20 protein-coding genes are annotated in these 23,983 nt (G+C 36.4%); 3 read left to right on the top strand and 17 right to left on the bottom strand.

All coding sequences use genetic code 11. The features are described 5' to 3' along the window. Positions 1-23 precede the first annotated feature (23 nt). A complete protein-coding gene (gene asnB / locus ACQ334_RS00460) occupies positions 24-1,934 on the bottom strand; it encodes an asparagine synthase (glutamine-hydrolyzing) (protein ID WP_430986179.1) in 1,911 nt (636 codons plus the stop codon). 138 nt (positions 1,935-2,072) lie between these two features. Between asnB (ACQ334_RS00460) and ACQ334_RS00455 the strand changes: the two genes are divergently transcribed. Genes ACQ334_RS00455 through ACQ334_RS00445 form a run of 3 tightly spaced genes read left to right on the top strand, consistent with a single transcriptional unit; the run spans position 2,073 to position 5,250 of the window. Beyond that, complete coding sequence (locus ACQ334_RS00455) at positions 2,073-3,050, top strand: polysaccharide deacetylase family protein (RefSeq protein WP_430986178.1); 978 nt, start codon at positions 2,073-2,075, stop codon at positions 3,048-3,050. A gap of 51 nt (positions 3,051-3,101) precedes the next feature. Then, a complete protein-coding gene (locus ACQ334_RS00450) occupies positions 3,102-3,863 on the top strand; it encodes a formyl transferase (protein ID WP_430986177.1) in 762 nt (253 codons plus the stop codon). A 37-nt stretch (positions 3,864-3,900) separates the two neighbouring features. Continuing rightward, complete coding sequence (locus ACQ334_RS00445) at positions 3,901-5,250, top strand: hypothetical protein (protein WP_430986176.1); 1,350 nt, start codon at positions 3,901-3,903, stop codon at positions 5,248-5,250. A 55-nt stretch (positions 5,251-5,305) separates the two neighbouring features. On the opposite strand, the gene ACQ334_RS00440 is transcribed toward ACQ334_RS00445, so the two are convergent. The 16 genes from ACQ334_RS00440 to ACQ334_RS00365 form a co-directional block, all read right to left on the bottom strand. Continuing rightward, positions 5,306-7,369, bottom strand: coding sequence for a hypothetical protein (locus tag ACQ334_RS00440; RefSeq protein WP_430986175.1), 2,064 nt, complete (start codon positions 7,367-7,369; stop codon positions 5,306-5,308). Positions 7,370-7,512: 143 nt separating this feature from the next. Continuing rightward, positions 7,513-8,658, bottom strand: a complete 1,146-nt coding sequence (locus tag ACQ334_RS00435) for a glycosyltransferase family 4 protein (protein ID WP_430986174.1) — start codon at positions 8,656-8,658, stop codon at positions 7,513-7,515. 12 nt (positions 8,659-8,670) lie between these two features. Beyond that, positions 8,671-9,624 (bottom strand): GDP-mannose 4,6-dehydratase, encoded by a 954-nt coding sequence (locus ACQ334_RS00430; RefSeq protein ID WP_430986173.1) that lies wholly within the window; start codon positions 9,622-9,624, stop codon positions 8,671-8,673. Positions 9,625-9,733: 109 nt separating this feature from the next. Beyond that, positions 9,734-10,828 carry a glycosyltransferase family 4 protein gene (locus ACQ334_RS00425; protein ID WP_430986172.1) on the bottom strand — a complete coding sequence of 365 codons (1,095 nt, stop codon included), beginning with the start codon at positions 10,826-10,828 and terminating at the stop codon, positions 9,734-9,736. Positions 10,829-10,928: 100 nt separating this feature from the next. After that, positions 10,929-11,672, bottom strand: a complete 744-nt coding sequence (locus tag ACQ334_RS00420; protein ID WP_430986171.1) for an FkbM family methyltransferase — start codon at positions 11,670-11,672, stop codon at positions 10,929-10,931. Positions 11,673-11,749: 77 nt separating this feature from the next. Then, positions 11,750-12,841: an acyltransferase family protein gene (locus tag ACQ334_RS00415; protein ID WP_430986170.1), complete on the bottom strand. Its 1,092-nt coding sequence runs from the start codon at positions 12,839-12,841 to the stop codon at positions 11,750-11,752. Between the two features lie 48 nt (positions 12,842-12,889). After that, complete coding sequence (locus tag ACQ334_RS00410; RefSeq protein ID WP_430986169.1) at positions 12,890-13,834, bottom strand: hypothetical protein; 945 nt, start codon at positions 13,832-13,834, stop codon at positions 12,890-12,892. Between the two features lie 5 nt (positions 13,835-13,839). Beyond that, on the bottom strand, positions 13,840-15,249 hold the full coding sequence (locus ACQ334_RS00405) for an MBOAT family O-acyltransferase (protein WP_430986168.1): 1,410 nt from the start codon (positions 15,247-15,249) through the stop codon (positions 13,840-13,842). Between the two features lie 21 nt (positions 15,250-15,270). Continuing rightward, positions 15,271-15,987, bottom strand: coding sequence for an SDR family NAD(P)-dependent oxidoreductase (locus ACQ334_RS00400; protein WP_430986167.1), 717 nt, complete (start codon positions 15,985-15,987; stop codon positions 15,271-15,273). 10 nt (positions 15,988-15,997) lie between these two features. After that, the gene (locus tag ACQ334_RS00395) at positions 15,998-16,384 is read right to left on the bottom strand and encodes a MaoC/PaaZ C-terminal domain-containing protein (RefSeq protein ID WP_430986166.1); all 387 of its coding nucleotides are present in this window, start codon (positions 16,382-16,384) and stop codon (positions 15,998-16,000) included. A 6-nt stretch (positions 16,385-16,390) separates the two neighbouring features. Beyond that, positions 16,391-16,642, bottom strand: coding sequence for an acyl carrier protein (locus tag ACQ334_RS00390; protein WP_430986165.1), 252 nt, complete (start codon positions 16,640-16,642; stop codon positions 16,391-16,393). Between the two features lie 9 nt (positions 16,643-16,651). Beyond that, on the bottom strand, positions 16,652-18,373 hold the full coding sequence (locus tag ACQ334_RS00385; protein ID WP_430986164.1) for an HAD-IIIC family phosphatase: 1,722 nt from the start codon (positions 18,371-18,373) through the stop codon (positions 16,652-16,654). 39 nt (positions 18,374-18,412) lie between these two features. Further along, positions 18,413-20,323 carry an asparagine synthase (glutamine-hydrolyzing) gene (gene asnB / locus ACQ334_RS00380; protein WP_430986163.1) on the bottom strand — a complete coding sequence of 637 codons (1,911 nt, stop codon included), beginning with the start codon at positions 20,321-20,323 and terminating at the stop codon, positions 18,413-18,415. A 2-nt stretch (positions 20,324-20,325) separates the two neighbouring features. Continuing rightward, positions 20,326-21,435, bottom strand: coding sequence for a glycosyltransferase family 4 protein (locus ACQ334_RS00375; RefSeq protein ID WP_430986162.1), 1,110 nt, complete (start codon positions 21,433-21,435; stop codon positions 20,326-20,328). Between the two features lie 40 nt (positions 21,436-21,475). Next, entirely contained in the window at positions 21,476-22,507 is a 1,032-nt protein-coding gene (locus ACQ334_RS00370) for a glycosyltransferase family 2 protein (RefSeq protein WP_430986161.1), read from the bottom strand. Then, positions 22,464-23,978 carry an oligosaccharide flippase family protein gene (locus ACQ334_RS00365; RefSeq protein ID WP_430986160.1) on the bottom strand — a complete coding sequence of 505 codons (1,515 nt, stop codon included), beginning with the start codon at positions 23,976-23,978 and terminating at the stop codon, positions 22,464-22,466. Before ACQ334_RS00365 ends, ACQ334_RS00370 begins: the two co-directional genes overlap by 44 nt. Between the last annotated feature and the right edge of the window lie 5 nt (positions 23,979-23,983).

The raw sequence follows: 23,983 nt of genomic DNA, 5'->3' as shown, positions 1-23,983 counted from the left end.
TTTTAGGAAAAGGCCCGATGCTTTTAGTTATTATTCATCCACTTATCGTACCACATCTGAAACATCAGCAGGTACCATATCTTCTCCGCTCTTTCTATTTTGCCCTGGTAAAACGACTTTTTAATGCGCTGTATTATGTCGTTATTGAAAATATTCTGTTTTTGAATGAAGTTTTCATCAAAATACCTGTCTACAAATGGTTTCAGGTCATTTTGCAACCAAGCCGAAATAGGGATACCAAAACCCATTTTGGGGCGGTCCATCATTTCTTTAGGAATATATTGGTGTACAATTTCTTTAATGATGAATTTTTTATTGCCATTATTGTACTTGTACTCCATCGGCAATTGCGCTGCCCATTCAATTACCCTGTGATCAAGAAAAGGTTCCCTGCCTTCCAGGCTTACACACATGCCGGCACGATCAACTTTCTGCAAAATATCATCCAGCAAATAAGTCTGATAATCGATGGCCATCATGTAGGGCAATATAGAGTAATTCTCTTTTTTTAATTCTGTACTATCAAATGCCGTAGCCAGCTGGTGAACATTCCCCTTAAATAATTCTGCTATGGAAGCATCATCCATTTGTTGTGTTAAACTCATCAGTATATTTTTTTCTGACGGATTTTTCAACAACATTTTCAGTTTTTCGTAACGGCTGTGGAATAAATATTTTTTATTCATCACCGGTATGGAGTTGGCAGGTACCATATTCATAACACCTGCAACAGTTTTACGAAACAAGCCCGGAATGGCCTGTATCTTTTTACCATACTTCAACACATAATCGTAGCGATTGTAGCCCGCAAAAATTTCATCGCCTGCATCAGCAGATAAAGCCACGGTTACTTTTTCTCTTGCAATTTTGCTTACCAGGGTAGTAGGTATAGCGCTGCTGTCGGCAAATGGTTCATCATAAAAAAATGGCAGTTGCGGTACAATTTCCAACGCTTCTTTTTCGGTACAATAATATTCTGTATGATCGGTACCTAAGTGATTGGCAATTTCTTTTGCAAACGGCGCTTCATTCATTCCGGCATCGGGTACGCCAATGGTGAAGGTTTTTATTTTTTCAGTATTATTGTTTTGCAGCAATGCAGTTACACAACTACTATCATAACCGCCACTTAAAAATACACCCACCGGTACATCACTCACCATGCGGTATTGAAAAGCATTGGTCAGCAATTTTTCTGTTTCGGTAATAGCGTCGGGTAAACTTATTTTTAAAGTTGGTTTGTTGTACGCATCGTATACATTCCAGTATTGTTCGGTGTGCAATGTTCTTGCCGGCACATCCATTTCTAAAAAATGGCCGGGCTTTAATTTATGGGTATTGGTAAAAATGCAATGAGGAGTAGGCACATAACCATATTGCATAAAAGCAGCTGCGGCATCAATATCAATTTGTTTTTCAAAACCGGGGTGTTGTAACAGGGCTTTCAATTCGGAACCAAATAATAAGAGCCCGTCTTTCCAGTAATAAAAAAATGGCTTTACCCCCGCCCTGTCTCTGCAGGCAAATATTTTTTGCCTGGCCTCATCGTAAATAACAAAGGCAAACATGCCAATAAATTTTTGTAGTGCCGCACTACCCCATTCTGCATAGGAATGCAGTATCACTTCTGTATCACTATGGCTATGAAACTGGTGGCCTTTAGCTTCCAGCTCCGTTTTTATTTCGGCATAATTATATACTTCGCCATTAAAAGTAATATGTAAGGTTTGATAGGTTTGAGGCTGGCTGCCACCTTCGGTTAAATCGATGATGCTTAAACGCCTGTGTCCCAACCCGATGGTTGCAGCATCGGTATTATAGATGCCGTAACCTTCTCCATCCGGGCCACGATGCGCCATAATGCGGTTCATCTTTTCTAAAATAGTCCTGTCTGTCTTTTTATTAAAATCGGCAAAGCCTGAAATACCGCACATACTGAATATTTGATTGGGGGTTAACGTTGCAAAGGTAAGTGTAGTATACTTACAAACCTTTGCCCGGGATATTGTAATCCATTTAAAATAAAACAATTAATTTCACGCAAACTACAATTTCTTATTGCTTTACTTTTAATGGATACTATCAATAACGATAAAGGGCTGTTTATTATTTCTTTGGATTTCGAATTATTCTGGGGTGTATGGGATGTTACCACAAGGGAAAAATACGGAGACAATATACTGGGTGTAAAAGATGTTATCCCCCGGCTGATCAGCTTGTTTGACCTCTATAATTTTAAAGCCACATTTGCCACGGTTGGTTTTTTATTTGCCAAAAACAAAAAGGAATTGCTGGCAGCTTTACCCGGTAACAAACCTGCTTACAGCAACGATAATTACAATGTATACAGCCGGGAAATTCCCGCTGTTGGCAACGACGAAGTGGATGACCCCTATCATTTTGGATATAGCCTGTTTCAGCAATTACAACAAACCGGGCACGAGATCAGCACCCATACTTTTTCGCATTATTACTGCCTTGAAGAAGGGCAATGTGCCGAAGAATTTGAAGCAGATATCATTGCAGCAAAAAATATTGCCACCGCAAATGGCATTACATTGTATAGCATTGTTTTTCCCCGCAACCAGGTAAATGAGGAGTATCTGACTGTATTAAAAGATAACGGTATTGCTGTGTACAGGGGCAACCCCACCTCATGGATATACAAGCCACGTAAGTTTACTGCAGAAGTGCCCTTTATCAGGCTTTGCCGTTTACTGGATACTTACTTTCCTATTTCGGGTTATAATACCCATATAATAAAAAAAGAAGAAGGTTTGCCGGTAAATGTACCCGCCAGCCGTTTTTTAAAACCCTATAATAAAAATTTAGCGTGGCTGGAAAAAATGAAGCTGAACAGAATTATGAACGAAATGACAAGGGCAGCCAAAGAAAATGAAGCCTATCATTTATGGTGGCACCCACATAATTTCGGGGTAAACATCACTGAAAATATGGCCAACCTTACCATTATCCTGGATCACTTTCAAACGCTGCAAAAAAAGTATGGCTTTGCCAATTGCACTATGAAAGAAGCTGCAGGCTTATAAAAAACGAATGTGTAACTTTGCCGCTTGTGAACAATAATTTTTCCTCCCGTAATGATGCAAAATAAAAAAATAGTTTTCCTGGCATCTGATTGCGAATCTTCCAGGTGGGTGTATAATGCCATTGCAAAAGATTTTTTACTTGACGCTGCAATCATAGAACAGCCTGTTTCAAAAAAGCTTTTATTTAAAAACAGGGTTAAAAGAATTGGCATTTTTAAAGTGTTGGGCCAGGTAATGTTTTCGGTGCTGGTGGTTCCTTATTTAAGAAAAAAAGCAACGGTACGTAAAGCTGCACTGGTAGAGGAATATCAACTTAACAATTCCGTTTTCAGTAATGATAAAACTCATCTTGTATCATCGGTTAATGATGACGCCTGTAAACAGTTGATGGAACAACTACAGCCCGATATTGTAATAGTAAATGGCACCCGTATCATCAGCAAAAAAATATTGCAATGTACTAATGCCACTTTCATTAATATGCATGTGGGCATTACGCCCTGGTACCGGGGCAGCCATGGCGGTTACTGGGCTTTGTATAATAATGATATTGAAAATTTTGGTACCACTATTCATTTGGTAGATACCGGTGTTGATACCGGGGGCGTATTACAACAGGCGTTTATTAAACCAGGAAAGGGTGATAATTTTACTACCTATCCCATACTGCAGGTAGCCGCTGGTATCGATGCTTTAAAAAAAATACTGCCAGGGGTAATGAGTGGCGGATACCAGGTACAAAAACATACTGAAAAAGGAATGATGTATTATCAGCCTACAATATGGCAATATATAAAAGGTAAAGTAAAATAAAAGTAATACTACTATTAAAATAATTTAACAAATTTCAATGACTTACATCACTTTGGTAGATTACTTATTATTATTATTCTACCTGTTTTTTCTTTTTTATTTTATAAAACTAAAAGCAATAAAGTATAAGGCTACTTCCTTGTATAAATATTTTATTTACGGATTTCTTGCTCATATGGCAGGATGCATTCTGTATGCACTGGTGGTACAATATTATTATGGATATGGTGATTCTTTTGGTTTTTACCAGGGTGGGCAGGCTATCAGAAAAATATTAGCAAGTAATGGCAATCCATTTAATACCTTTTTTTTAAATGGAGAAGAATTATCAAAAATATACAAATTAACCGGTGATGATGACATCTACATGGAAGCAGGAATCAGCAATAATGCTTCGTTAATAATATATAAAATAACAGCCCTGCTCTCCTATATTTCGTTTAACAGTTACCTCATCATCTCACTTTTTTTTGGCTTATTTTCTTTTGCCGGTGTATGGAAGATGTTTTGCGTATTTAATGAACTCCTGGATAAATACCGTGAAAAAATTTTAGTATACAGCATTGTATTTTTACCCTCCATTTGTTTTTGGGGTAGTGGGTTAATGAAAGATTCTCTTTGCCTGGGATTTGTTGGATTTATTTTTAGTACAGGGTATAGTATTTTCGTTAAAAAATCATTTCGCATAAGCAACTTTTTAGTACTGTTATTTTGCCTGTATTTTCTTTATCTGATTAAAAGCTATATAGCTTCAACTTTAATACTTGCCGCCTTGCTTACTTATCTTATTGGAATTATTTTAAAGAGCAAGGGCAATATAATCAAGCTCTCATTCGTATTGCTGGTATTAATAATCAGCGGACTTTTTCTAACATTCAGTATTTCTTCAACAATCGCATCGGTAATTGAAGAATCTAAAAGCCAGATTGAAAACTTTAAAAATAGTTATGAGGCAAGCAGTGATGCTGATGAAAACAGCATGGCTGGATTTAAAGAAGCCGATTTTGAATTTACTATCGGCAGCATAATACTCAGAACTCCCTTAAAAACCACTTCAACATTATATCGTCCATTTTTCTGGGAAACCCGTAAACCCATAATGATGTTTTCGGCATTGGAATCTCTCTTAATGTTACTGGCTGCGATATTTGTATTAATCAAATGCAGGGTAACACGTTTCTTTTATTACATCGCTATACACCCTGAGATATTTTTTGCATTTGTTTTTACTGCACTTTTAGCAGCTGTAGTGGGATTCACTACTTTTAATTTTGGCAGCATGGTAAGATACCGTTTACCCATACTTCCTTTTTATTGCTTTATGCTGATAGCTATTTATAAAAAACACATGGAGAGACAAGCAAGCCGGTCGGTTCCTTTGAACTGATCAGAAAAAAATAGTTCCATCTTATTTTGTCCTGTCGCTCATTGCTATAAAATATTTATTTAGAAGTTACTTGTTCCCAGGCACTACCATTAAAGAAATTCAGCTTATGTGTCGTAGTGTTATAAATCATTACCCCTTCCACAGGTTTTGCAATTGCATCTCTTTGTGCAGTTGTCATCCTTGAAGAAAGATAGCCTTTGTTAGTGTTGCTCACGTCCGGTTGTGCAGGGTTAACAGTTTGCCAGCTTGGCAATGCACCCGGGCCATTTGACATAAGCACCTGGCCAGCTGTACCTGCACCGGAAATTTGCTGCAAACCTGCTTTTGCTGTTATGCCTCCGGCTAATAATGCATAAGGCGCATAATCTGATAATCCCGTTCCTCCGTAAGTTGTTGCAATAGCATTTCCCTGCCAGTTTCCTATATAGTTTTTAGCATACACATTTTTCCATTTAAGTAAGGATGTACCCAGATCAAAATTTTCTGTAACTGCGGGTGAAAATTCGGTCTTGTTTGTAACGGTAATTGGATAAAAGCCGGAGTAAACAACAAACTGATCACCTGTAGCTCTAAGCTGAGTAGATCCATTGCTGTTTTGTAAACTTAATGCCGAAAAAGGTAAACTTGTTTCAAATATAGCTGCAGCCTGGCTCTCTCCATTACCAAATTTAATATGCAATGGTGCGTGGGGTGTTCCTGTTCCAATGCCAATCTTTTGCGAAGGAGAAGGAAGGATCATATCTGAATTCCTGATCCAGAATTGGCTTGATTGCTCTTGTAACCAAAGGCCATTATATACATTTACACCCTGGTCTCCATTTATTGTCATCGACCTCTGATTAAGTCTTGCAGGTGCCTGGAATGATTCTGTGTAAGGTGAATTGAATGAAGAGAATGCGCTGGCACCGCTTACATAATATGCTCCCCCGCTATAGTATGTCCTGGCTGGGTCCCATGCTCCACTGGTTGCTCCAGCCGGTACCTCCACCCAACTCTGGTTCTGGCCCTTACCTGGCTGCTCTCCTTTACTGCCATTATCGGCAACGCATGCATAATATTTACCCTCACTAATTACAACACAATTGTTACCCCCGTTAGCAGACAGATGTGGGCTATTAAAGGTATTTCCTAACAAACTGTTATCCCAGATGCCCCATCTTTTGCTATATACAGCGCTTATGTCATTAAATGTTATCGCATTGGCATCGCAACCATTAATGTAAAATCCATTATTACATTCGTAAGTATTTACATTATCAAACCTCGATTTATCTGCATTGCCAAAATTGGGATCTTTTGAACTGTTAGCGCATGCGTCTATATTTATTCCATTACCGGATATGTAACGTACATAAACATTTTGCATTTTTACGTTACACCTGATATCAAATGCATGAGCGGCTTTATCTGTACCGGTAGGGGTTGCCTGTTCAACACTCAGTCCTTTTATTTCTACCGTATTCGCTCCGCCGCCAGTTTTGTTTCCAATAAAAAAACATAAAGTGTTTTTCGGGAAAAGAAGCTTTGAATATAAACCTCCCCCGGAATTATCGGTATTACCTTCTCCCTCTATACTAATATTGTCGTGAATGTTTATTGTTTTTGAGATGTAATAAAAACTTTGCTGTGAGTTGCTTTTATTAGCCGGAATAAGTACCGTTTTCTGATCGCCGCTGTTTTGTACAAATTGAATGGCCTTCATTATGGCATTATAATTATTATCAGACTGATTATTATAGCCCTCTGGCCTGGCGCCATACCATTGCACATTTATTTTATCGCCTTGCGCAAGCCGCATCCATTTCCTGTTTAAGGTATCGCTAAAAATCATTCCGTTGTCAACCGGCATACTTCCTGTATACCTGTAAAATATCCCGCCTCTCAGCGAATCTGTAATAAATATGATAGGCCGGTTGCCTCCGTATGCATACAATCCCTTTAAACTGTTATTCACTAACACATTGCCTTGCGAAATATCTGTAAGTACCATCTTACCCACATCGTTTGTTGTTAAAACGGAATCTGTTGGCGTATTTTTTTTAGCTACCGTACCAATTTGACAAAATGAGCTTGGCGTGTAAAAAGAAATAATTAAAAATAATAAAAACAGCCTTTTCATATTTTTCTGATTTAGCGTTTAATTAAAAAGAGTATACAAGTAACCTTGCTAACAATAAACTATACAGGATACTGTTTTGTAAGTTAACAATATTTGTTAGTTACTATGCAACTGCATTTGTTGAAAGCACCGGCATGAAGACACTATACGGGCAGTAACTTTTTATAGAGTTGTACTATTTCTTCAGCAGTTTTTTTCCATGAGAATAATACAATTCTCGATTGCCCTTTCTCAACCAATATTTCTTTAATGGAAGGGTCATCATAAAATTGTAAAATGGCATTTGCAATATCATCCTGGCTGGCAGGGTTAAAATACAATGCAGCATCTCCTGCTATTTCGGGTAGTGATGTAGTGTTGGAACAAAGCAACGGTTTATTAAAATAATACGCTTCCAGTACGGGTATGCCAAATCCTTCAGAAAGGGAAGGGAAAATAAAAGCATCGGAGTTTTTAAATAACTGCTCCAATACATAACCCGATACAAAGCCTGTAAAAAATATACGTTGCCCGTTTTTATTAATTTCGTTTATTACTGCTTTATCGGGTTCATCAAGATAAGTTTCATTGCCACTGATCACCAGCTTAATTTCGGGAGGTAATTTTTTACAGGCCAGGTTAAATGCCCGCAAAAGATTTTTCATGTTTTTGTGCAGGCGGGTGGTACCCACATAAAATAAATAGTTTTTAAAATCAGGTATCACTTCTCCTTCCTGTTTTTCTCCGGCGTTTGTTTCCAGGTGTTCCCAGCCTTCGTATATCACGCTGATCTTATCACTAAGTTTATTATTGAGCCGGTAAGTATTTACCAGGTCTTGTTTGGTATATGCAGAAACTGCAATTACAGCCGACGACCTGTACAAAGCATTTTTTATTACCAGGTTAAGAAAACGTTTGGCAATATTAAAGGTCCACCATTTTGAATCGAGGTATTTTTTAAAAGTAATATCATGTACGGTTGCAATTCCTTTTTTTAAACATAAAGGATATTGATTAGAAGTGCTGTGAAAAAGATCAAACTTACCTTTATGTTGTTTAAAGAACCAGAACATATCCCATTCCCGTTTAGGGCCAATAGGTGCAATAGCTGCTTCAATTACCGTAAAATTTCTTTTTTTTATCACATCCCATAATTCCTGCCGTACCACTCCTTTATTTACCAATACCAAAAAGTCAAATAATTCAAACGACTCTTCGGGTAAATGATCCAGGAAGCTGATGATATATTGTGATAACCCGTCTTTCTTTTCAACAATTGTAGTTGCATCAATTAAAATGCGCTTCCTCATGTATAATTTTTTTTATGTTGATGCCTTCATCCAATTCACAAATTTGCTGATGCCGGTGCTGATATCAATTGAAGGTGCATAACCCAATATCTTTTTTGCATTTTCAATATCAGCAAATGTAATATCCACATCACCGGGCTGCATATCGGTGTAACTGATATTTTTTTCTTTCCCCATTTCCTGGTAGATCAGGTTTACCAGGTCGTTAAGTTGTACAGGATTATTATTGCCCAGGTTAAGGGTTAAAAACAGGTTACTGTTATTCATGCAATAATTCAACGCTTTCATAATGCCCTGCACGGTATCATCTACATAAGTATAGTCCCTGGCCGTACTACCATCACCGAATAAAATGATCTTCTCATCACGGGCAATTTTTTTAATGAATTTATGAATGGCCAGGTCCGGCCTTTGCCTTGGTCCATATACTGTAAAAAAACGTAGGTTGATGATGTCAAAATTATAAAGATGGTGGTAATTGTAATTAAGCAACTCGCCCGCTTTTTTTGTAAAAGCATAAGGCGATATCGGGTTATCTACATTATCCGTTTCGCTAAAAGGAATTTTTTTATTGTTGCCATAAACGGAAGATGAAGATGCAAACACCAGTTTGGTGATAGCATTATCTTTCATAAAGGCCAATATCTTTTCGGTGCCCACAATATTGGTATGAATATAGCCTGCCGGGTCTTCTATGGATGGCCTTACCCCTGCCTTTGCCGCTAAATGTACAATGGCATCAATAGGTTGTGTTGGAATAGTAGCCAGGTCTCTAGTAATATCAATATCATAAAAACTAAAGTTTTCATGATCTATAAAAGTACCCAGGTTTTTTTCTTTTATTTTTTTATCATAGAACGGATCAAAATTATCAACGCCTATTACTTCAAAACCTTTCGATAATAATAATTCGCACAAATGGCTTCCTATAAAACCTGCACAACCTGTTACCAATATTTTAGACATAGATTATAAGACTAGCTTGAGTTTTATCAAAAATACATTAATTTATTCTTACTTTCCGAACCACTGCTTACCCGTTCAATCCGTATCATCCGTGTTCCAAAATCAGTTATTATTTTTCTTCAAACACTGCCTGGTATTTTTTAAACATCAGTTTATTACTGTAATTATTTACGGCAGTATTATAAGCAGTTGTTGCATAAGCATCCGCTACTTCCGGATGAGCTAAATAATATTGCACTGCAGCGGTCATTTTCTGCACATCGCCAAGCGGCACCAGCAGCCCGTTTACTTCATGCTTTATCATGTTATTTACGCCAAATACATCAGATGCAATGATGGGCATCTTGCAAGCCATCACCTGCATTATTGCTGTACTCATCATCTCGCCCAGCGTAGCATGAATGTATATGTCGAGCGAATTAATAAATTCAGGCAATTCTTTTTCGGGCAACATACCCAGGAAGCTTATTTTATCACGGATCAACAGATCATCCGCAAGTTTTTCCAACGCTGCCCGCTCTGTACCATCACCGGCAATAATGAGTTCCATTTTTTTACCCGGTGCCTGCTGTACTATCTCATGAAAAGCCTTTATTAAAGTTGCATGATCTTTGGTGGTTGATAACCTGCCCTGCATACCCAACTTTATAGTGTCGGGTGTTGTTTTATGATCGGGTTTAAATACATTAAGATCTATACCGTTACCAATTACGGTTGTTCTTTTATCAGAAAATAAAAGAGGCAGGTTCTTTTTTACTATATCCCTGTACTCAACATTTAAGAAAACCGTTTTTTTTGCTATCACCAGCGCCAGTGCAAGCCCTACCCAATCAATCATAGTTTTTAAATTATTGGGAACTGTTTCTCTTACAATTATTTTTATTTTACGGGGTGCTACCACTGCTGCATACCATGCCGGTAAAAAATAACATCCTCCATGCAGGAACAATATCTCTGGCGCCGACTGTTTAATAATTTTAGCAATCTTTCTGTATGCGCCCAGATCTAATCCCGGTTTCTTTTTCACAAAATGCCATACAATGCCTTTCTTTTCAGCCATCTGTATATATTCAGGCCGAATATCTTCAATACCAAAAAAAAGCGCTTCATATTGATATATGCCTTCGGTATCTGCTTCCACCATTGAAGAAAAAACGTTGCCATGCCCTCCTAATCCTGAATAAAGTATATGTAATGCTTTCATAAAATGCACAAATTGAAAAATAATAAATAAATACAGGCCTTTCCAAAACTACATTGCCGGCAAAACCTGGTCCCTGCAAGATGTAGCAGGTTAATAGCTGCTAAAATGTTGGAATAAGCAATTCGTTCACCGGCTCGTTACTGAATTTCTTTCCGGCTTTTATATCTGTGTCCGTTGGTTTAATATATGCTTCATCTGCAAAACATAATTCAATTACTTTGGGAATACCTGCTTCATTCAATCCTCCTGTTTCATTAATATTAAAGCCAATCACATTCATTTTAAACCTTAATAAAAAACTATTGATCTCGGCAATATGATCGGGCACATCATGAAATTCAATCGCAAATCCTATCAGTCGCTGCCTGAATGAAATAATATCTTCTAATAAAGCATATTCTGCTCCTTCAATATCAAGTTTTAAATAACCTTTGCCTTCCTGTTTGATATGTGTTTGCACAATTTGTTGCATAGTAAAATCAGGCCCCAGGTATTTTTTTAAAAAAGTGGCTTTCTTTTTAAGAAACAACATATCAATAAGGCCGCCTATTTTCATGGTAAACGATCTTTTAAACAACATCCAGTAAAAAGGCCTGGCGATATAAGTAAAAAAATTAAACGACCCGTCGATCATTATTAGTTTTGCAGTGCGGTTGATATCCCAGAAATCTTTTTCAAATGCAACATTGTAAGATATACCGCCTGAAATTAAAAAGTCAGCGTCTTCAATTAATCGTTTGGTTACAAAATAACCTCCGTCTCTTACTGCGCCAATTCTAATTACATGGTTCAGGTCTAGATCTCCGCTATCAAATTTTAAAAACCCACACTTTACTTCTTTCATATTAATGTATTTAAAAAAAAATTATAATTCACTTCTTTGCAAAATAACTTCCGGCAATAGCCGTTCATGATCTTTTCCTATTGCGTGAAAATAGTTTTGCCAAAAGCATTCAGCTTATTTATGATGGGCTTTTCAATATGCCTGAAAAAAAATACACTGATACAACAGATAATGAGTATTACCAGTAAAAGTAAACAGTGTATAATAATATTATTGGTAATACCCATTTTTCCAATCAGTTTTATTGCCGCAACTACAAGTGGCAAATGTATCAGGTAAAGAGAATATGATGCTTCGCCTAATGCCAAAAGAAAATTATGCACTTTAACTTTATACCCCAATTCAAACTTTACCACTCCTGTTATTATTAAAAAAGAAGGTACCCCGAAAGTAATTACCCTGTTAAACTCATTTTCTACTACATAATAGTGATTGTTATACAATACAGCGCCAGCTAAAAAAAGCAGGCTGCCGCTGATAATTAGTCCCATACTTATACCAGAAGGTATTTTAGGTATTATTAAAGCGGCTATCACACCCATTAAAAACTCGGTATTCATTGGAAAAATGAAAAACAATGTCCAGGTATTTTGAACATTTACAGGATAATTAATTATCGCCAGTATAATTATAATACAGGCATAAACCAGGCCAAGTATAAATACCAGTTTTTTGGAGGGTATTATAAAGGCTACGGAAAAAAGTATATAAAAAAACAGTTCGTAACTCAATGTCCAGCTTACACCATTAACCATTAAATGGCCCGGCAGCAAAAAGTAGGTGGCTACAATATTTGACACTGAATAGTTATACGTTCCGGAATTATAAAACGAACTAAACAATGATTGTATTACCAGGAAGATGGTAATAACGATCCAGTAAGCAGGAAATATCCTTATGAACCGGCGGCGCAAAAACGGAATTGGTTTGCCCGAAGCTTTTAATGCCTGAAAGCTTGTATAAGTAATAATAAAACCGCTTAATACAAAAAATATATCCACTCCGGCTTTTCCAAAACTAAAGAAGCCCAAACAAAAATCTTTACCCAGTAAAGCCATTTCATTTACAGTAGCATGAAAAAACACTACCAGTAAACTGGCAATACCTCTTAATACCTGTATTAAATTAAGGTTGGGTTTAGATGATTGTATCGTATTATTGACATTCATTTCCGTCAGCACTATTAATGCTTAAAATTTGTTGTTGGTCAACTTTTTTTATAATCCTGAAAAATATTTTTTTACCGTATCTGCAACTGCTTGTGTATAAACAGCGGCCCCCTTGCTGTTTAAATGATTAACATTATAAAAATATTGCTGATCATTTGCTATACTCATTGTTGTGTAATCTAAAAAAGGTATGCCGTTTTTATTTGCCACTGCCTTCACCGAATCGACTACTTCATTAAAATTTGTAAAGTATTTTTCAGGAGAATATTGCTTAAAGTAAGGCGCCATTACCAGTACCAGCTTAACGTTATTTTTTTTACACAGACTAGCACAACTATCCAATAATTTTAAACCGGATGGAGTTACAGTAATTTGTTTATTGCTGGCCCTGAAATCAGCAATGGTCTCAAAATTATTCAATTGCCGATTGGGATAATAACCTTTATAAACGCCACCTGAAATCCTGTTAGGCCTTAGCCATCCATCTATTGCAGCGTATTTTGCATAATCATCATAAAGCGCTATATCAAATATCTTTAGCTGATGTACTTTATTAACTGCGCCTGTGCCATTTAAAATTACACCCGGAGCCTCTTTTTCAAAGGGATAGTAATATGCATCTTTATAAGGGTCATCGCTGATATCAAACATGTAATAGTCTACATTCAGTATTACCAATTTTACATTTTTATTAAAATGCAAACTATAATTAATAATATTATACCAGGTTTTAATGGTACCGGAATTAAGGCCATAATTAAAGGAGTTATATCCCGTAACTGAATCTATGATCTTAGGGTCTAACTGTTTTAAAACTCTTGACGACCCTACCAGCAATACATTTGTTGGATTATCCACCTCTCCTGCTGCATTTATCTTTCCATAAAAATCCACACCCGAATGCCTGAGGCCTCTATTAGTAAGCCATGTTGCACCTGTGCTTAACAATAATGATGCAAAAAGAATTATAGTTATATATTTTATTAATTGCATTATTCTTAAAATTGAAAATATATAAACGATAGTTTTTGAAAAACACCCAGCAATATGATCATACTCAATATTGAAATGCCGAAAACAAGGTTGGCATTTTTTCTTTCTTCCAGTTTGCTTTCAATAATTTTATCTGCAAACACCGCTTCGGCATAAAATAAAAAAATGATTAACGCTGCAGACAATACCAAACTAAAATTTGAAAAGATGGCGGTACTTTCCGGCATCGTCCATGCTCCCGAAAAGATCCGCTTCACTACAAAAAAACCTTCTTTTATACTTCTTGCCCTGAAAAATATTTCCGTGAAGGCAAATACTAAAAACACATAGATTATTCCTGCTATTTTTTTAAGTGGCGATTTCCTGATCTTAACTGATTTTATCTTTAACAAAGTCTCCAGTATTATAAATAACCCGGTTAAAAATCCCCAGAAAATAAAATTCCAGCCTGCGCCGTGCCAGAGGCCGCTGACAAGAAATGTAATTAAAGTGGCAAATACAACAGCCCATATGCCCCAGTTGCGTTTAGCTACTGCAATCGGGTAAAATAAATAATCTTTAAACCAGGATGATAAGGAGATATGCCACCTGGTCCAGAATTCGGATACCGTTACTGATTGGTAAGGTGTTTTAAAATTCGTCATTAACTTAAAGCCCATGGTACGTGCAGCACCGATGGCTATACTGGAATAGCCGGAAAAATCACAATATATCTGCACTGCAAAAAAAACAGCGCCTATAAAATGCATCGACCCGTTAAATCCATGTGGGTTATCGTACAACTGGTTTACGTAAATAGCTAACCTGTCTGCAATAACTACTTTTTTAAACATGCCCCATAACATCATCTTAAAGCCAACAAAAAAGTCATTTTGATTGAACACCTGCTTTTCGTAAAACTGGTGTAGTATATTCTGCGGCCTTTCTATAGGACCTGCTACCAACTGCGGATAAAACATCACGTACAGTGCGTAAATACCAAAATGCCGTTCTGCTTTTTGATTTCCCCTGTATACCTCTATGGTATAACTCATAGCCTGGAAAGTATGAAATGACAAGCCGATAGGCAATAACATTTTAAGATAGGGTAGCTGAAAAGAAGTGGTGGCAAGATTTATATTCTCAATAAAAAAATTATAATATTTAAAAACGGCCAGCACGCCAATATTGGCAACCAGGCTGAGCAATAAGAATAATCTTTTCTTTGATGGCGGCGCATTTTCAATAAAGATGCCCGCAAAATAATCCACCACTATAGTACCTGCCAGTATAAAAATATATACCGGCACAAATGCCATATAAAAATAGCAACTAGCTATTAATAAATGAAACCACCTGAATTTATGCGGTAAAATAAAAAAGATACCGGTTACAATAACAAAAAATAATAAAAACTCTAATGAATTAAATAACATTTTAGAACCTTGATTTAACCTTTAAAACTGTGCCGCATTTAAAATAATGTTCTGGCCATTTAATTGTGCTGATGCACCGCATAAAAAAACAACTGTTTGTGCTACCTCATCCACCGTAAGCAGTTGCTTAAGCGGATGCCTGGCAATCATCGTTTCCACCACCCTTTCATCTACATCTCCGTTCAATGGCGTCAACATAAAATCGGGAGAGATACAATTGGAACTGATATTAAAATTTTTATTTTCTGCTGCCCATGATTTATGCATAGACAGTAAATAGTTTTTATTAGCCACGTATACACCCCACCCTGTTGGCGGTATATTAACAATGGCAGCAGATAAAACAGTAATGATCTTGCCCGATTTTCTTTGCCTTGCTGCACTGATAAAAGCCCCTGTTATTTTTAATACCGGTACAATATCTGCCTTGAATGAATCTGTAATTTCGCTTTCGGTTAGTTTATGTACATATTGTTTTTTAAGCCCTGTAACGGCATTATTTACCAATACATCAACCTGGCTGGTTTTAATTAATTCAATAAGGTTATTAATATCTGCTTCCTGCAAAAAATTACATTGTATTCCTGTAGTATTCTTATACTCTTTCTCCAATTGCTCCTTTCCTGCACCCGATGAAAAAAAAGTAAAATACACTTTTGATTCGGGGTAATGCAATGCCACAGCTTTTGTTATAGCATAACCCAAACCCGATGCACCACCAGTGATAAGAAAATTCATTATTTACTATTTATATAATACCAATTGAAATTTCACCCTTGCTTACTACTGTACTTTCGTTTTCAAAAGAGTATTTGAAAACAACACAGTTTACTGATTCGAACACCCCGGTTACCATTGCTTTAAATTGTAATACAGTGTTTAAATAAACGGGTTTTGCAAATGCTATTTTATAAGATTGAATGATCACATTTTTTAAAGGCAATTGCTCACCAATAAAATTAGACAGGAACCCGGTGAGTATACCCCCATGCATCACCACAGCCGAAAATCCCTTTTCTTTTGCAAATGCTTCATTGGTATGAAGAGGGTTTCTGTCGTCAAAGAATTTTATGTACGCCTGGTAAATTTCAGGTGTAACGGTATACTTTATTTCAAATTTATCTCCTTCCTTCATGTGTAATTATTTTGCGGCCTGCTTTTTTAAAATCCCTTCGCACATTTCACCAACGTTGTTAAACCCATTGATCTCAGAGGAAGTGAACCTGATCTTGAAATGCTTCTCCACTGCCACCACCAGTTGTATATGCGAAAGAGAATCCCATTCTGCAATATCTTCTGCCGTAGTTGCTTCGTACACAACAATATCATTATTATCTAACACATCTCTGAAAATTTCATTTACCTGTTCTAAAATTTCGTTTACTGTATTCATTATTTTGTTTTATTTAATTTGTATAAAATTGCTTTTAGGTGTATAAAGATCAACATCCATTTTCCAGAGGTTATTCCCTGACTCTTTAAAACCTAAATTTTCAAAATGGTTTTTTACAAGGCCATTTTTTGCAGTAGGTATAAACTCCCCTGTTACTGTTTTACACCCTTCTTTTTGCGCCAGTACAATCAACTGATTTAAAGCCAATTCTTCCACATTTCTTTTTAATACCCTGCAGCTCATTATCCAGGTATCAATAAACAGGCTATCATCGCCCGTTCTTTTTAAGATGAGTAAACTTATCAGGCCGTAATCGCCAAATTTATCCTTTAGCGAAACGGTAAAAGTAAATATATTTTTATCATTACAAAGCTCTTTCAGCTGCTCTTCTGTATACCGGATGGTTCTTAAATTAAACTGGTTACTTCTTTGGGTTAACTGGGCTGCTCTTGGCAATGTAAATTTATCAATGGGTTTTACTTCTGCCGTCATCTCAAGGCTTTCTAAAAATTCCGCTTCGTTGGTAAATGCCTGTTGCAGCACCGCCCTGCCTGCTTCTTCCCTGTATTGTTCGTTACGTTTACTGTCGGCCTCCGTAAACGAAGTGGTTTCAAACAGGTTTTCCTGATATAAAAAAGACAGGTAATCTGCCGGATCTTCAGGCAATTCCGGCACGGTAACTTCTGGTATCTCCCGCCTTACAATTGCTCTTTCGGCCGGGTTATCATCTAAAAAAACCATAGAATCAAAACCGATATTTAAGATAGATTGAATGTGCCGGATATTATCTGCCTTATTATTCCAGTTGGCAATAAATACTGCGATGTCTTCCAGTTTTAAAACCATATCCGGATGTTTTTCAAAAGGTTCTTTGGCAATGTGCTCTGTATTTTTACTACATACAGCCAGTATGATACCTCTTTCTTTTAACTGCAATACCCATTTTTGAAAATTAGTAAATGCTTTACCAATGCCCAGGTCTCCAATCTGTATGCCCTCCATCCCATCATCGCCAATAATACCACCCCAGGTAGTATTATCTAAATCTAATATCAAACACTTTTTAAATCTTCCCGAATAAGCTAAAATAATAGCAGTAATATTTTTTGCCAGTACGGGCAGCAGCTCAATATCTAATACGTTATCTGTATTTACGTATAACCTTTCGCTAACTACAGTATTACTGCCAAATAAATTTTGAATGGCTGCTAAATCACAAATATTGATATTAGGTTTACTTATAGCTAAATCCATCAAACCAACATTTAATTTGCGAAGCTGGTAAGTAAAAGAGCTGTCTGTTTTATTCGCAAAATTTCCAAACACAGCATCATTTATTTCAACATAGTTTACTATAATAATATTGGTGTTTATTCTTGTATCAATTGTTGTGGTAATAGTTTTTAAAAAATCAATTTGCTTATCTGCAAACTCTTTTTTTTGCTGCAGGTTATTTTTATAAAATGAAGGCAGTAATTTTTTTGATGACTGGTAAATAATAACATACTCCGGCGCCGTAATGTACAAGGCTGAGTCAGCATCCAACACTGTTTGGTACACCTGGTCGTAATCTGCTTCCCATATATCCAGGTGTATGCCCTGTGTATACCCATAGCCTTTAAGCGCCTGGCAAAATAATTGCGAGGCAGAATCGGCCAGTACAGCCACCTTAATTACAGGCAACTCTGAAAAATTATTTTTTAATAGTTTTTTTAAATCCTTAAACTCCATTATATACTATTCAATTTTTGAAATATAAAATACCACAAATTATTTCATCCATTTTTCATACCACATCTGAAACATTAATATATACCAAAGCAAAACAAATTTTTCATTAGCGCCGGCATAATATTCCTTTACAGCCTGTTGCATTTCTTTTTCGCTAAAGTAACCATGCCAGCTAAGCGCTTCTTTTGAGAAATAATGATCAAAAAGAGGTTTCAGATCGTTCCTGAACCAATCAATAACAGGCACACCAAATCCCATTTTAGGCCTTTCCATTATTTGAGAAGGGATATATTTATGGGCCACTTTTTTCAATAAATATTTTGATGTTCCATTATTAATCTTAAGCCGGGAAGGGAGAGATGCAGCCCATTCCACAATGGTCTGATCAAGTAATGGTTCCCTGCCTTCTAAAGATACACTCATGGTGGCCCTGTCTACTTTGGTTAAAATATCATTTGCCATATAAGAAACATAATCAACAGCCAGCATACCTTTAAGTATATCCGTGTTACTGCGCCATCTGGTTATACCAAAATAATCTGGTTGAACTTTGTATTCGTGGGTCAAAAATTTATTTATCCGTTCAACAGGGCTGCTATAGTTAGACTCATCCATTATCTGAACACCATCCACGTTATCTTTAAAATAACGGGCCACTTTAGTAATATTTTCCTTACTTGTATCATTAAGTCCGGTCATTTTTTTTAACGCCGATGCTGGTAAATTTTTAAGCGCAAATGCGGCTGAACTTCTTAAACTCCTGGGTACCCGTTCTATTTTATTTAAAATATCCAAAACCCCTTTATATTTATTATAGCCGGCAAAAATTTCATCTCCGGCATCTGCAGACAATGCTACGGTCACCTGCTGCCGGGCAAATTTGCTTACCAGTATAGTAGGTATTGCAGATGAATCGCCAAATGGTTCGTCATAAAAAAACGGCAGGGTTGGTATAATGTCTTTTGCTTCCCTGGAAGTACAATAATGTTCATAATGATCTGTACCAATATGTGCAGCTACATTTTTTGCATGTACCGCTTCGTTGTATTGCTGGTCTTCAAAACCGATAGTAAAGGTTTTTATTTTTTGAGTACTGTTTTTTTGTAAGATAGCCGCTACTACTGAACTATCATAGCCGCCGCTTAAAAATACCCCCACGGGCACATCTGCCACCATCCGGTACTGGCAGGCTTTTAACAGCAGCCTGTCAGTTTCTTCAATTGCTTCTTCTTCAGATATTTTATTTTCGGGTTTTTGATAAAAGTCAGCAACAGCCCAATAGGTAATGTTTTCAAATTTTTTATTTACAATATCAAACTCCAGATAATGGCCGGGTAATAATTTAAACGTATTTAAAAATATACAATCCGGAGCCGGTACATATCCATATTTCAAATAAGACTGTAAACATTCGCTGTTAATTTCCTTTATAAACTGAGGATGCGGATGAAATGCTTTTAATTCTGATGCAAAAAGGAAAAGGTCATTTTGCCAATAGCAATACAAGGGTTTTACTCCAGCCCGGTCTCTTACCAAAACAACTTTTTTATTTGCTGCATCGTATATGGCCATAGAAAACATGCCAATGAATCTGGTTAACATTTTCATACCCCATTGCCGGTAAGCGTTTAATATTACCTCTGTATCGGAATGCGATTTAAATTGATACCCTTTCTGCAATAATTCATCACGTATTTCCTGGTAGTTATAAATCTCGCCATTAAAAATAATATGCAGCTCATCATTAATGCTCATTGGCTGATGCCCCAATGGCGAAAGGTCTATAATAGATAAGCGCCTGTGGCCAAAGCCTATAGTTGCGTTGCCAGCACCCCACACCTGGTAACCTGAATCATCCGGTCCCCTGTAAGTAAGTGTATCAGTCATGCTGATAAGCACCTCCTTGCTGCTGTTATTTTTAAAATCAATATACCCTGCTATTCCGCACATGATTAATTTTTTAGTGGTATTATCTTATCAATAAGCTCTTCCCATTGTTGCATAATTTTTTTTTCGTTCAATACCTCACGCAAATTACTGGCAGCTTTAGAAAATTGCTCAATCCGGTTGTCATCATTCATTAAATCATTCAATTGCCGGGTAAATTCCGCTTGCTTACCCGGTGCTATTAAAATGCCATTGCTGTTATTTTTTATTACCTCTGCAGGGCCCGTGGCGCAATCATAGCTAATGCAGGCACAGCCATTGGCCATGGCTTCACATAAAGCGTTAGGAAAGCCTTCAAATTCCGATGTCATAACAAATATTCTTGCCGTTTGATACAATGGTGCTAGATCACTTATACTTCCCAGTAGTAATATTTTGTCTGATAGTTGCAGCAATTTTATTTTATCTTCCAGTATTTTTCTATCGGGGCCTTCGCCGGCAATATGTAGTTGCCATTGATGGTCACCAGTGGCATGAAAAATATCTATAAGCTTATCAAAATGCTTATCTCTATTGTACAACCTGCCAACCGCCAGGATAATATTCGTTCGCTTAACTTCAGGCCGGGGCTTGTAAATAGCTTCATTTAACGGGTTGTAAATGACTTTTACAATTTTGGGCAAAGGTATTTTAAGATTTTGGTAAATATCTATTGTTTGCAATGTTTGCACTACCATTGCATGCGCCCGTTTATAAATCTGGCGGGGAAGAAAGCGTATAAAACGGGGTAAAGTATTATAGTAAGGATTAGTTCTTTGTGCTATAATTAATGGTTTTTTTTTAAACCTGTTGTATAAAACAGCATATACATTAGCATTATCTGTAAAACTGATAATAATATCGGGATTGATTTGCTTGATGTATTTAAAATAATTCTTTGCTCTTTTAAAATTGTTTATTATAAAATTGAATACGCCAAATGAGTTTGCTGCGGAGTTAAGCAAATAGAAATTTACACCGGGATGAAGCTGATAAAAAGATCTTTTTTCATTAAACACCATTATAGAAACAGTACATGCTTTTTCTGCCCAATAATTTGCCATCAGGGATAACACCCGCTCTGCACCACCTTGCTGCATTGCAGGAATAATAAAAAGAATATTTTTTGCATTCATTTTTTTGCGCCCTTATTTTAAAAAAAGCCCTTTTAAAGTTTTATTTATCTTTTTCTATTGAACGATATAAAGAAGGATAAATAACTTTTAGCAATGGACCAAGTGTCTCATAATTTTTATAAATTGTAAAAAGGATAAAATACTTGGGTTCTTTTAATAGTTTAATATGAATATTGCTTTTTGCTTTAGCACAATTCATTACTTTAACTATACTACCTTTTTGATTTATCATTCTTCTGCTTACACCATTTAAATAAGCATAGTAAACCTGTAACCTCCAGTTTTCAATATCTACAGGTGCATTTATTTGTTTCGCAAAGCTGTACACATTCTCAATAAAATCAAAATTGTTAATAATGGTTTCAAAATTCATTGTTCCCGATGCCTGCGAAGAATGTTTTCTCCATACATAACTAGGCTGTTTTATAAATGCCACATTACCCTGCAACATTATCTTTAAATTGGCTTCGTAATCCAGCGATTGAGCTTTTGATTCAAATACCCTGGTGGCCATTAATTTTTCTCTGTCCATCAGTACTGCGCCCCAGCCCGGTGCAAAGCATTTTGGAAATTGCTGAAAAAGATCAGAGCCTTTCATAAACTCATGTTGAAAAATGTCAGCCGTAGCATCTTCAACCACTTCATTTAAATCTTCAAATAAAGTGGCATTTTTAGCCGCAACCAGTACAATATTTAAATGCTTATTGATTAAATCAACCGCCAGTGAAATAAATTTATCATTACAAAAATAATCGTCGCTACTAAGATAAGTTATGTATTTACCACTGGTTCGTTCTGTAGCAAGCTTAAAATTAGGTATCATGCCAATGTTGGTATCGTTAACATAGTACTTTACCCTTTTATCTTCTTTATACTTTTCTAATACCGATGGTGTATTATCGGTACTGCAATTATCGCTAACTATTATTTCTATATTAGCATAATCCTGGTTCAATGATGACTGAATGGCCTTATCAATAAAATTACCTCTGTTATAAGACGTAATGATTACACTTACTAATGGATCTTTATTCACGAATAACGTTTTTGTTTGCAAAAAGATTTCTGACATAGTTTTTCAGGTTTGGAAATTGCAAAAATGATACTGCACAGCTAAACACAAATAAAATCACCAATGAAACATAGTTAAATTTAAAATCGCCAAAGCAGTTGCGATATAACATATACATCCCTACACTTATTAAACCTGAAAAAAATAGCGGAATTAAATTATCCTGGAGGTACCATTTTTTAGTTTGCCCGGGTAGAATTCTTTTATGTATTAAAGGCACACTTATTAACGTAGAAAAAACATTAATTGATAACCAAACAAATGTAGCCCCAAGGGCACCATAAAGATGAGTCCACCAAAATAACAATGGAACCAATATAATAGCTGCAATTAAATTCTGATAAAATGAAAAACGTGTCCATCCAAAAGCAAGGGTTAATAAATATGGCGTCATCATAAAAGAATTGAACATAGTACCAATTACCAGCAACCTAACCAGGTTGCTGGTATGAGCCACAGTATCCGCATTTTTTAACCACACCATTAATATTTCCGGTGCAAAAAGCACTAACGTTAACGCTACGGGAATAATAACAGAAGCTGTAAGCCTGCTGGCCTGGTGATATATATTTTTTAATGCATCAAATTGATGGCTTGCGGCTAAACCCGAAAATTTAGGAAAAACGGCTGAACTTATTGGCGTAGTAAAATTTGTAAGGCTACTGCTTATTGTAAAGGCAAGCGTGTAATAAGCAAATTCCTGCAGGGGTAAAATTTTGCTCAATAAAATTTTATCTGCCTGGGTTAAAAAAAATGCAACAATGCCTGTAGAAGTCAACCCTGCCGCAAACTTCCATATCAACTTTAGAGATGCTACTGAAAATTTTCTTTTTGGTTTTTCTACAGTTAAATGTTTCCATACAACATATCTCATCCATAGCGCATACAATAAATTGATAGCTACCTGCCAAATAAAAAAAGCTTCAATAGTTGATGAAACAAAGATGAGTATCAGTAATACCCCAACTGCTCTAAGCGTCATCATGATTATTGAAATGACATTGAACAGTACTTGCTTTTCCATTCCCATAAGGCCGCCATGATATAAGCCAACAGGCCATTGAAATGCAATGACCAGGCCCATTAAAAAAATACTTCTTTGAATGGTAACAGCACTTATATGCTCTGCTTTAAGCCAGTGGTTAGCAATAGTGCCAGACAGTAGCAGAATGACAAGGCAGATAACAACCCCCATCACCCAATACACCGTTTCTAAAGTAAACACCAGGTTACGTAACTGCGACGGATCGGCAGAAGTGGCCCTGGCTTTTGCAATTTCTCTGTTAAGGGTGGTACTTAATCCAAAATCCAGTATAGCAAATGAGCCAAGTAAGGTGGTATAAAATCCTACCAATCCATACGACTCAATACCCAGGTACCTGATATAAATGGGCACCATAACTATTGCCAGTAATGCAATATATACTTTGCCGAAAAAATTAGCAATAATATTGGAAGCTATCTTTTTCAACTAGG

The sequence above is a fragment of the Ferruginibacter sp. SUN106 genome (assembly GCF_050611765.1).
Taxonomy (GTDB): Bacteria; Bacteroidota; Bacteroidia; order Chitinophagales; family Chitinophagaceae; genus Ferruginibacter.
This window is presented reverse-complemented; position numbering and strand designations above follow the sequence as displayed.

Coding starts and splice junctions, on each gene's coding strand:
- ACQ334_RS00385 (WP_430986164.1), bottom strand. CDS start 18,373: ATGGAGTTTAAGGATTTAAAAAAACTATTAAAAAATAATTTTTCAGAG.
- ACQ334_RS00375 (WP_430986162.1), bottom strand. CDS start 21,435: ATGAATGCAAAAAATATTCTTTTTATTATTCCTGCAATGCAGCAAGGT.
- ACQ334_RS00395 (WP_430986166.1), bottom strand. CDS start 16,384: ATGAAGGAAGGAGATAAATTTGAAATAAAGTATACCGTTACACCTGAA.
- ACQ334_RS00425 (WP_430986172.1), bottom strand. CDS start 10,828: ATGAAAGCATTACATATACTTTATTCAGGATTAGGAGGGCATGGCAAC.
- ACQ334_RS00450 (WP_430986177.1), top strand. CDS start 3,102: ATGATGCAAAATAAAAAAATAGTTTTCCTGGCATCTGATTGCGAATCT.
- ACQ334_RS00435 (WP_430986174.1), bottom strand. CDS start 8,658: ATGAGGAAGCGCATTTTAATTGATGCAACTACAATTGTTGAAAAGAAA.
- asnB (WP_430986179.1), bottom strand. CDS start 1,934: ATGTGCGGTATTTCAGGCTTTGCCGATTTTAATAAAAAGACAGACAGG.
- ACQ334_RS00430 (WP_430986173.1), bottom strand. CDS start 9,624: ATGTCTAAAATATTGGTAACAGGTTGTGCAGGTTTTATAGGAAGCCAT.
- ACQ334_RS00410 (WP_430986169.1), bottom strand. CDS start 13,834: ATGCAATTAATAAAATATATAACTATAATTCTTTTTGCATCATTATTG.
- ACQ334_RS00440 (WP_430986175.1), bottom strand. CDS start 7,369: ATGAAAAGGCTGTTTTTATTATTTTTAATTATTTCTTTTTACACGCCA.
- ACQ334_RS00455 (WP_430986178.1), top strand. CDS start 2,073: ATGGATACTATCAATAACGATAAAGGGCTGTTTATTATTTCTTTGGAT.
- ACQ334_RS00390 (WP_430986165.1), bottom strand. CDS start 16,642: ATGAATACAGTAAACGAAATTTTAGAACAGGTAAATGAAATTTTCAGA.
- ACQ334_RS00415 (WP_430986170.1), bottom strand. CDS start 12,841: ATGAATGTCAATAATACGATACAATCATCTAAACCCAACCTTAATTTA.
- ACQ334_RS00370 (WP_430986161.1), bottom strand. CDS start 22,507: ATGTCAGAAATCTTTTTGCAAACAAAAACGTTATTCGTGAATAAAGAT.
- ACQ334_RS00405 (WP_430986168.1), bottom strand. CDS start 15,249: ATGTTATTTAATTCATTAGAGTTTTTATTATTTTTTGTTATTGTAACC.
- asnB (WP_430986163.1), bottom strand. CDS start 20,323: ATGTGCGGAATAGCAGGGTATATTGATTTTAAAAATAACAGCAGCAAG.
- ACQ334_RS00420 (WP_430986171.1), bottom strand. CDS start 11,672: ATGAAAGAAGTAAAGTGTGGGTTTTTAAAATTTGATAGCGGAGATCTA.
- ACQ334_RS00445 (WP_430986176.1), top strand. CDS start 3,901: ATGACTTACATCACTTTGGTAGATTACTTATTATTATTATTCTACCTG.
- ACQ334_RS00400 (WP_430986167.1), bottom strand. CDS start 15,987: ATGAATTTTCTTATCACTGGTGGTGCATCGGGTTTGGGTTATGCTATA.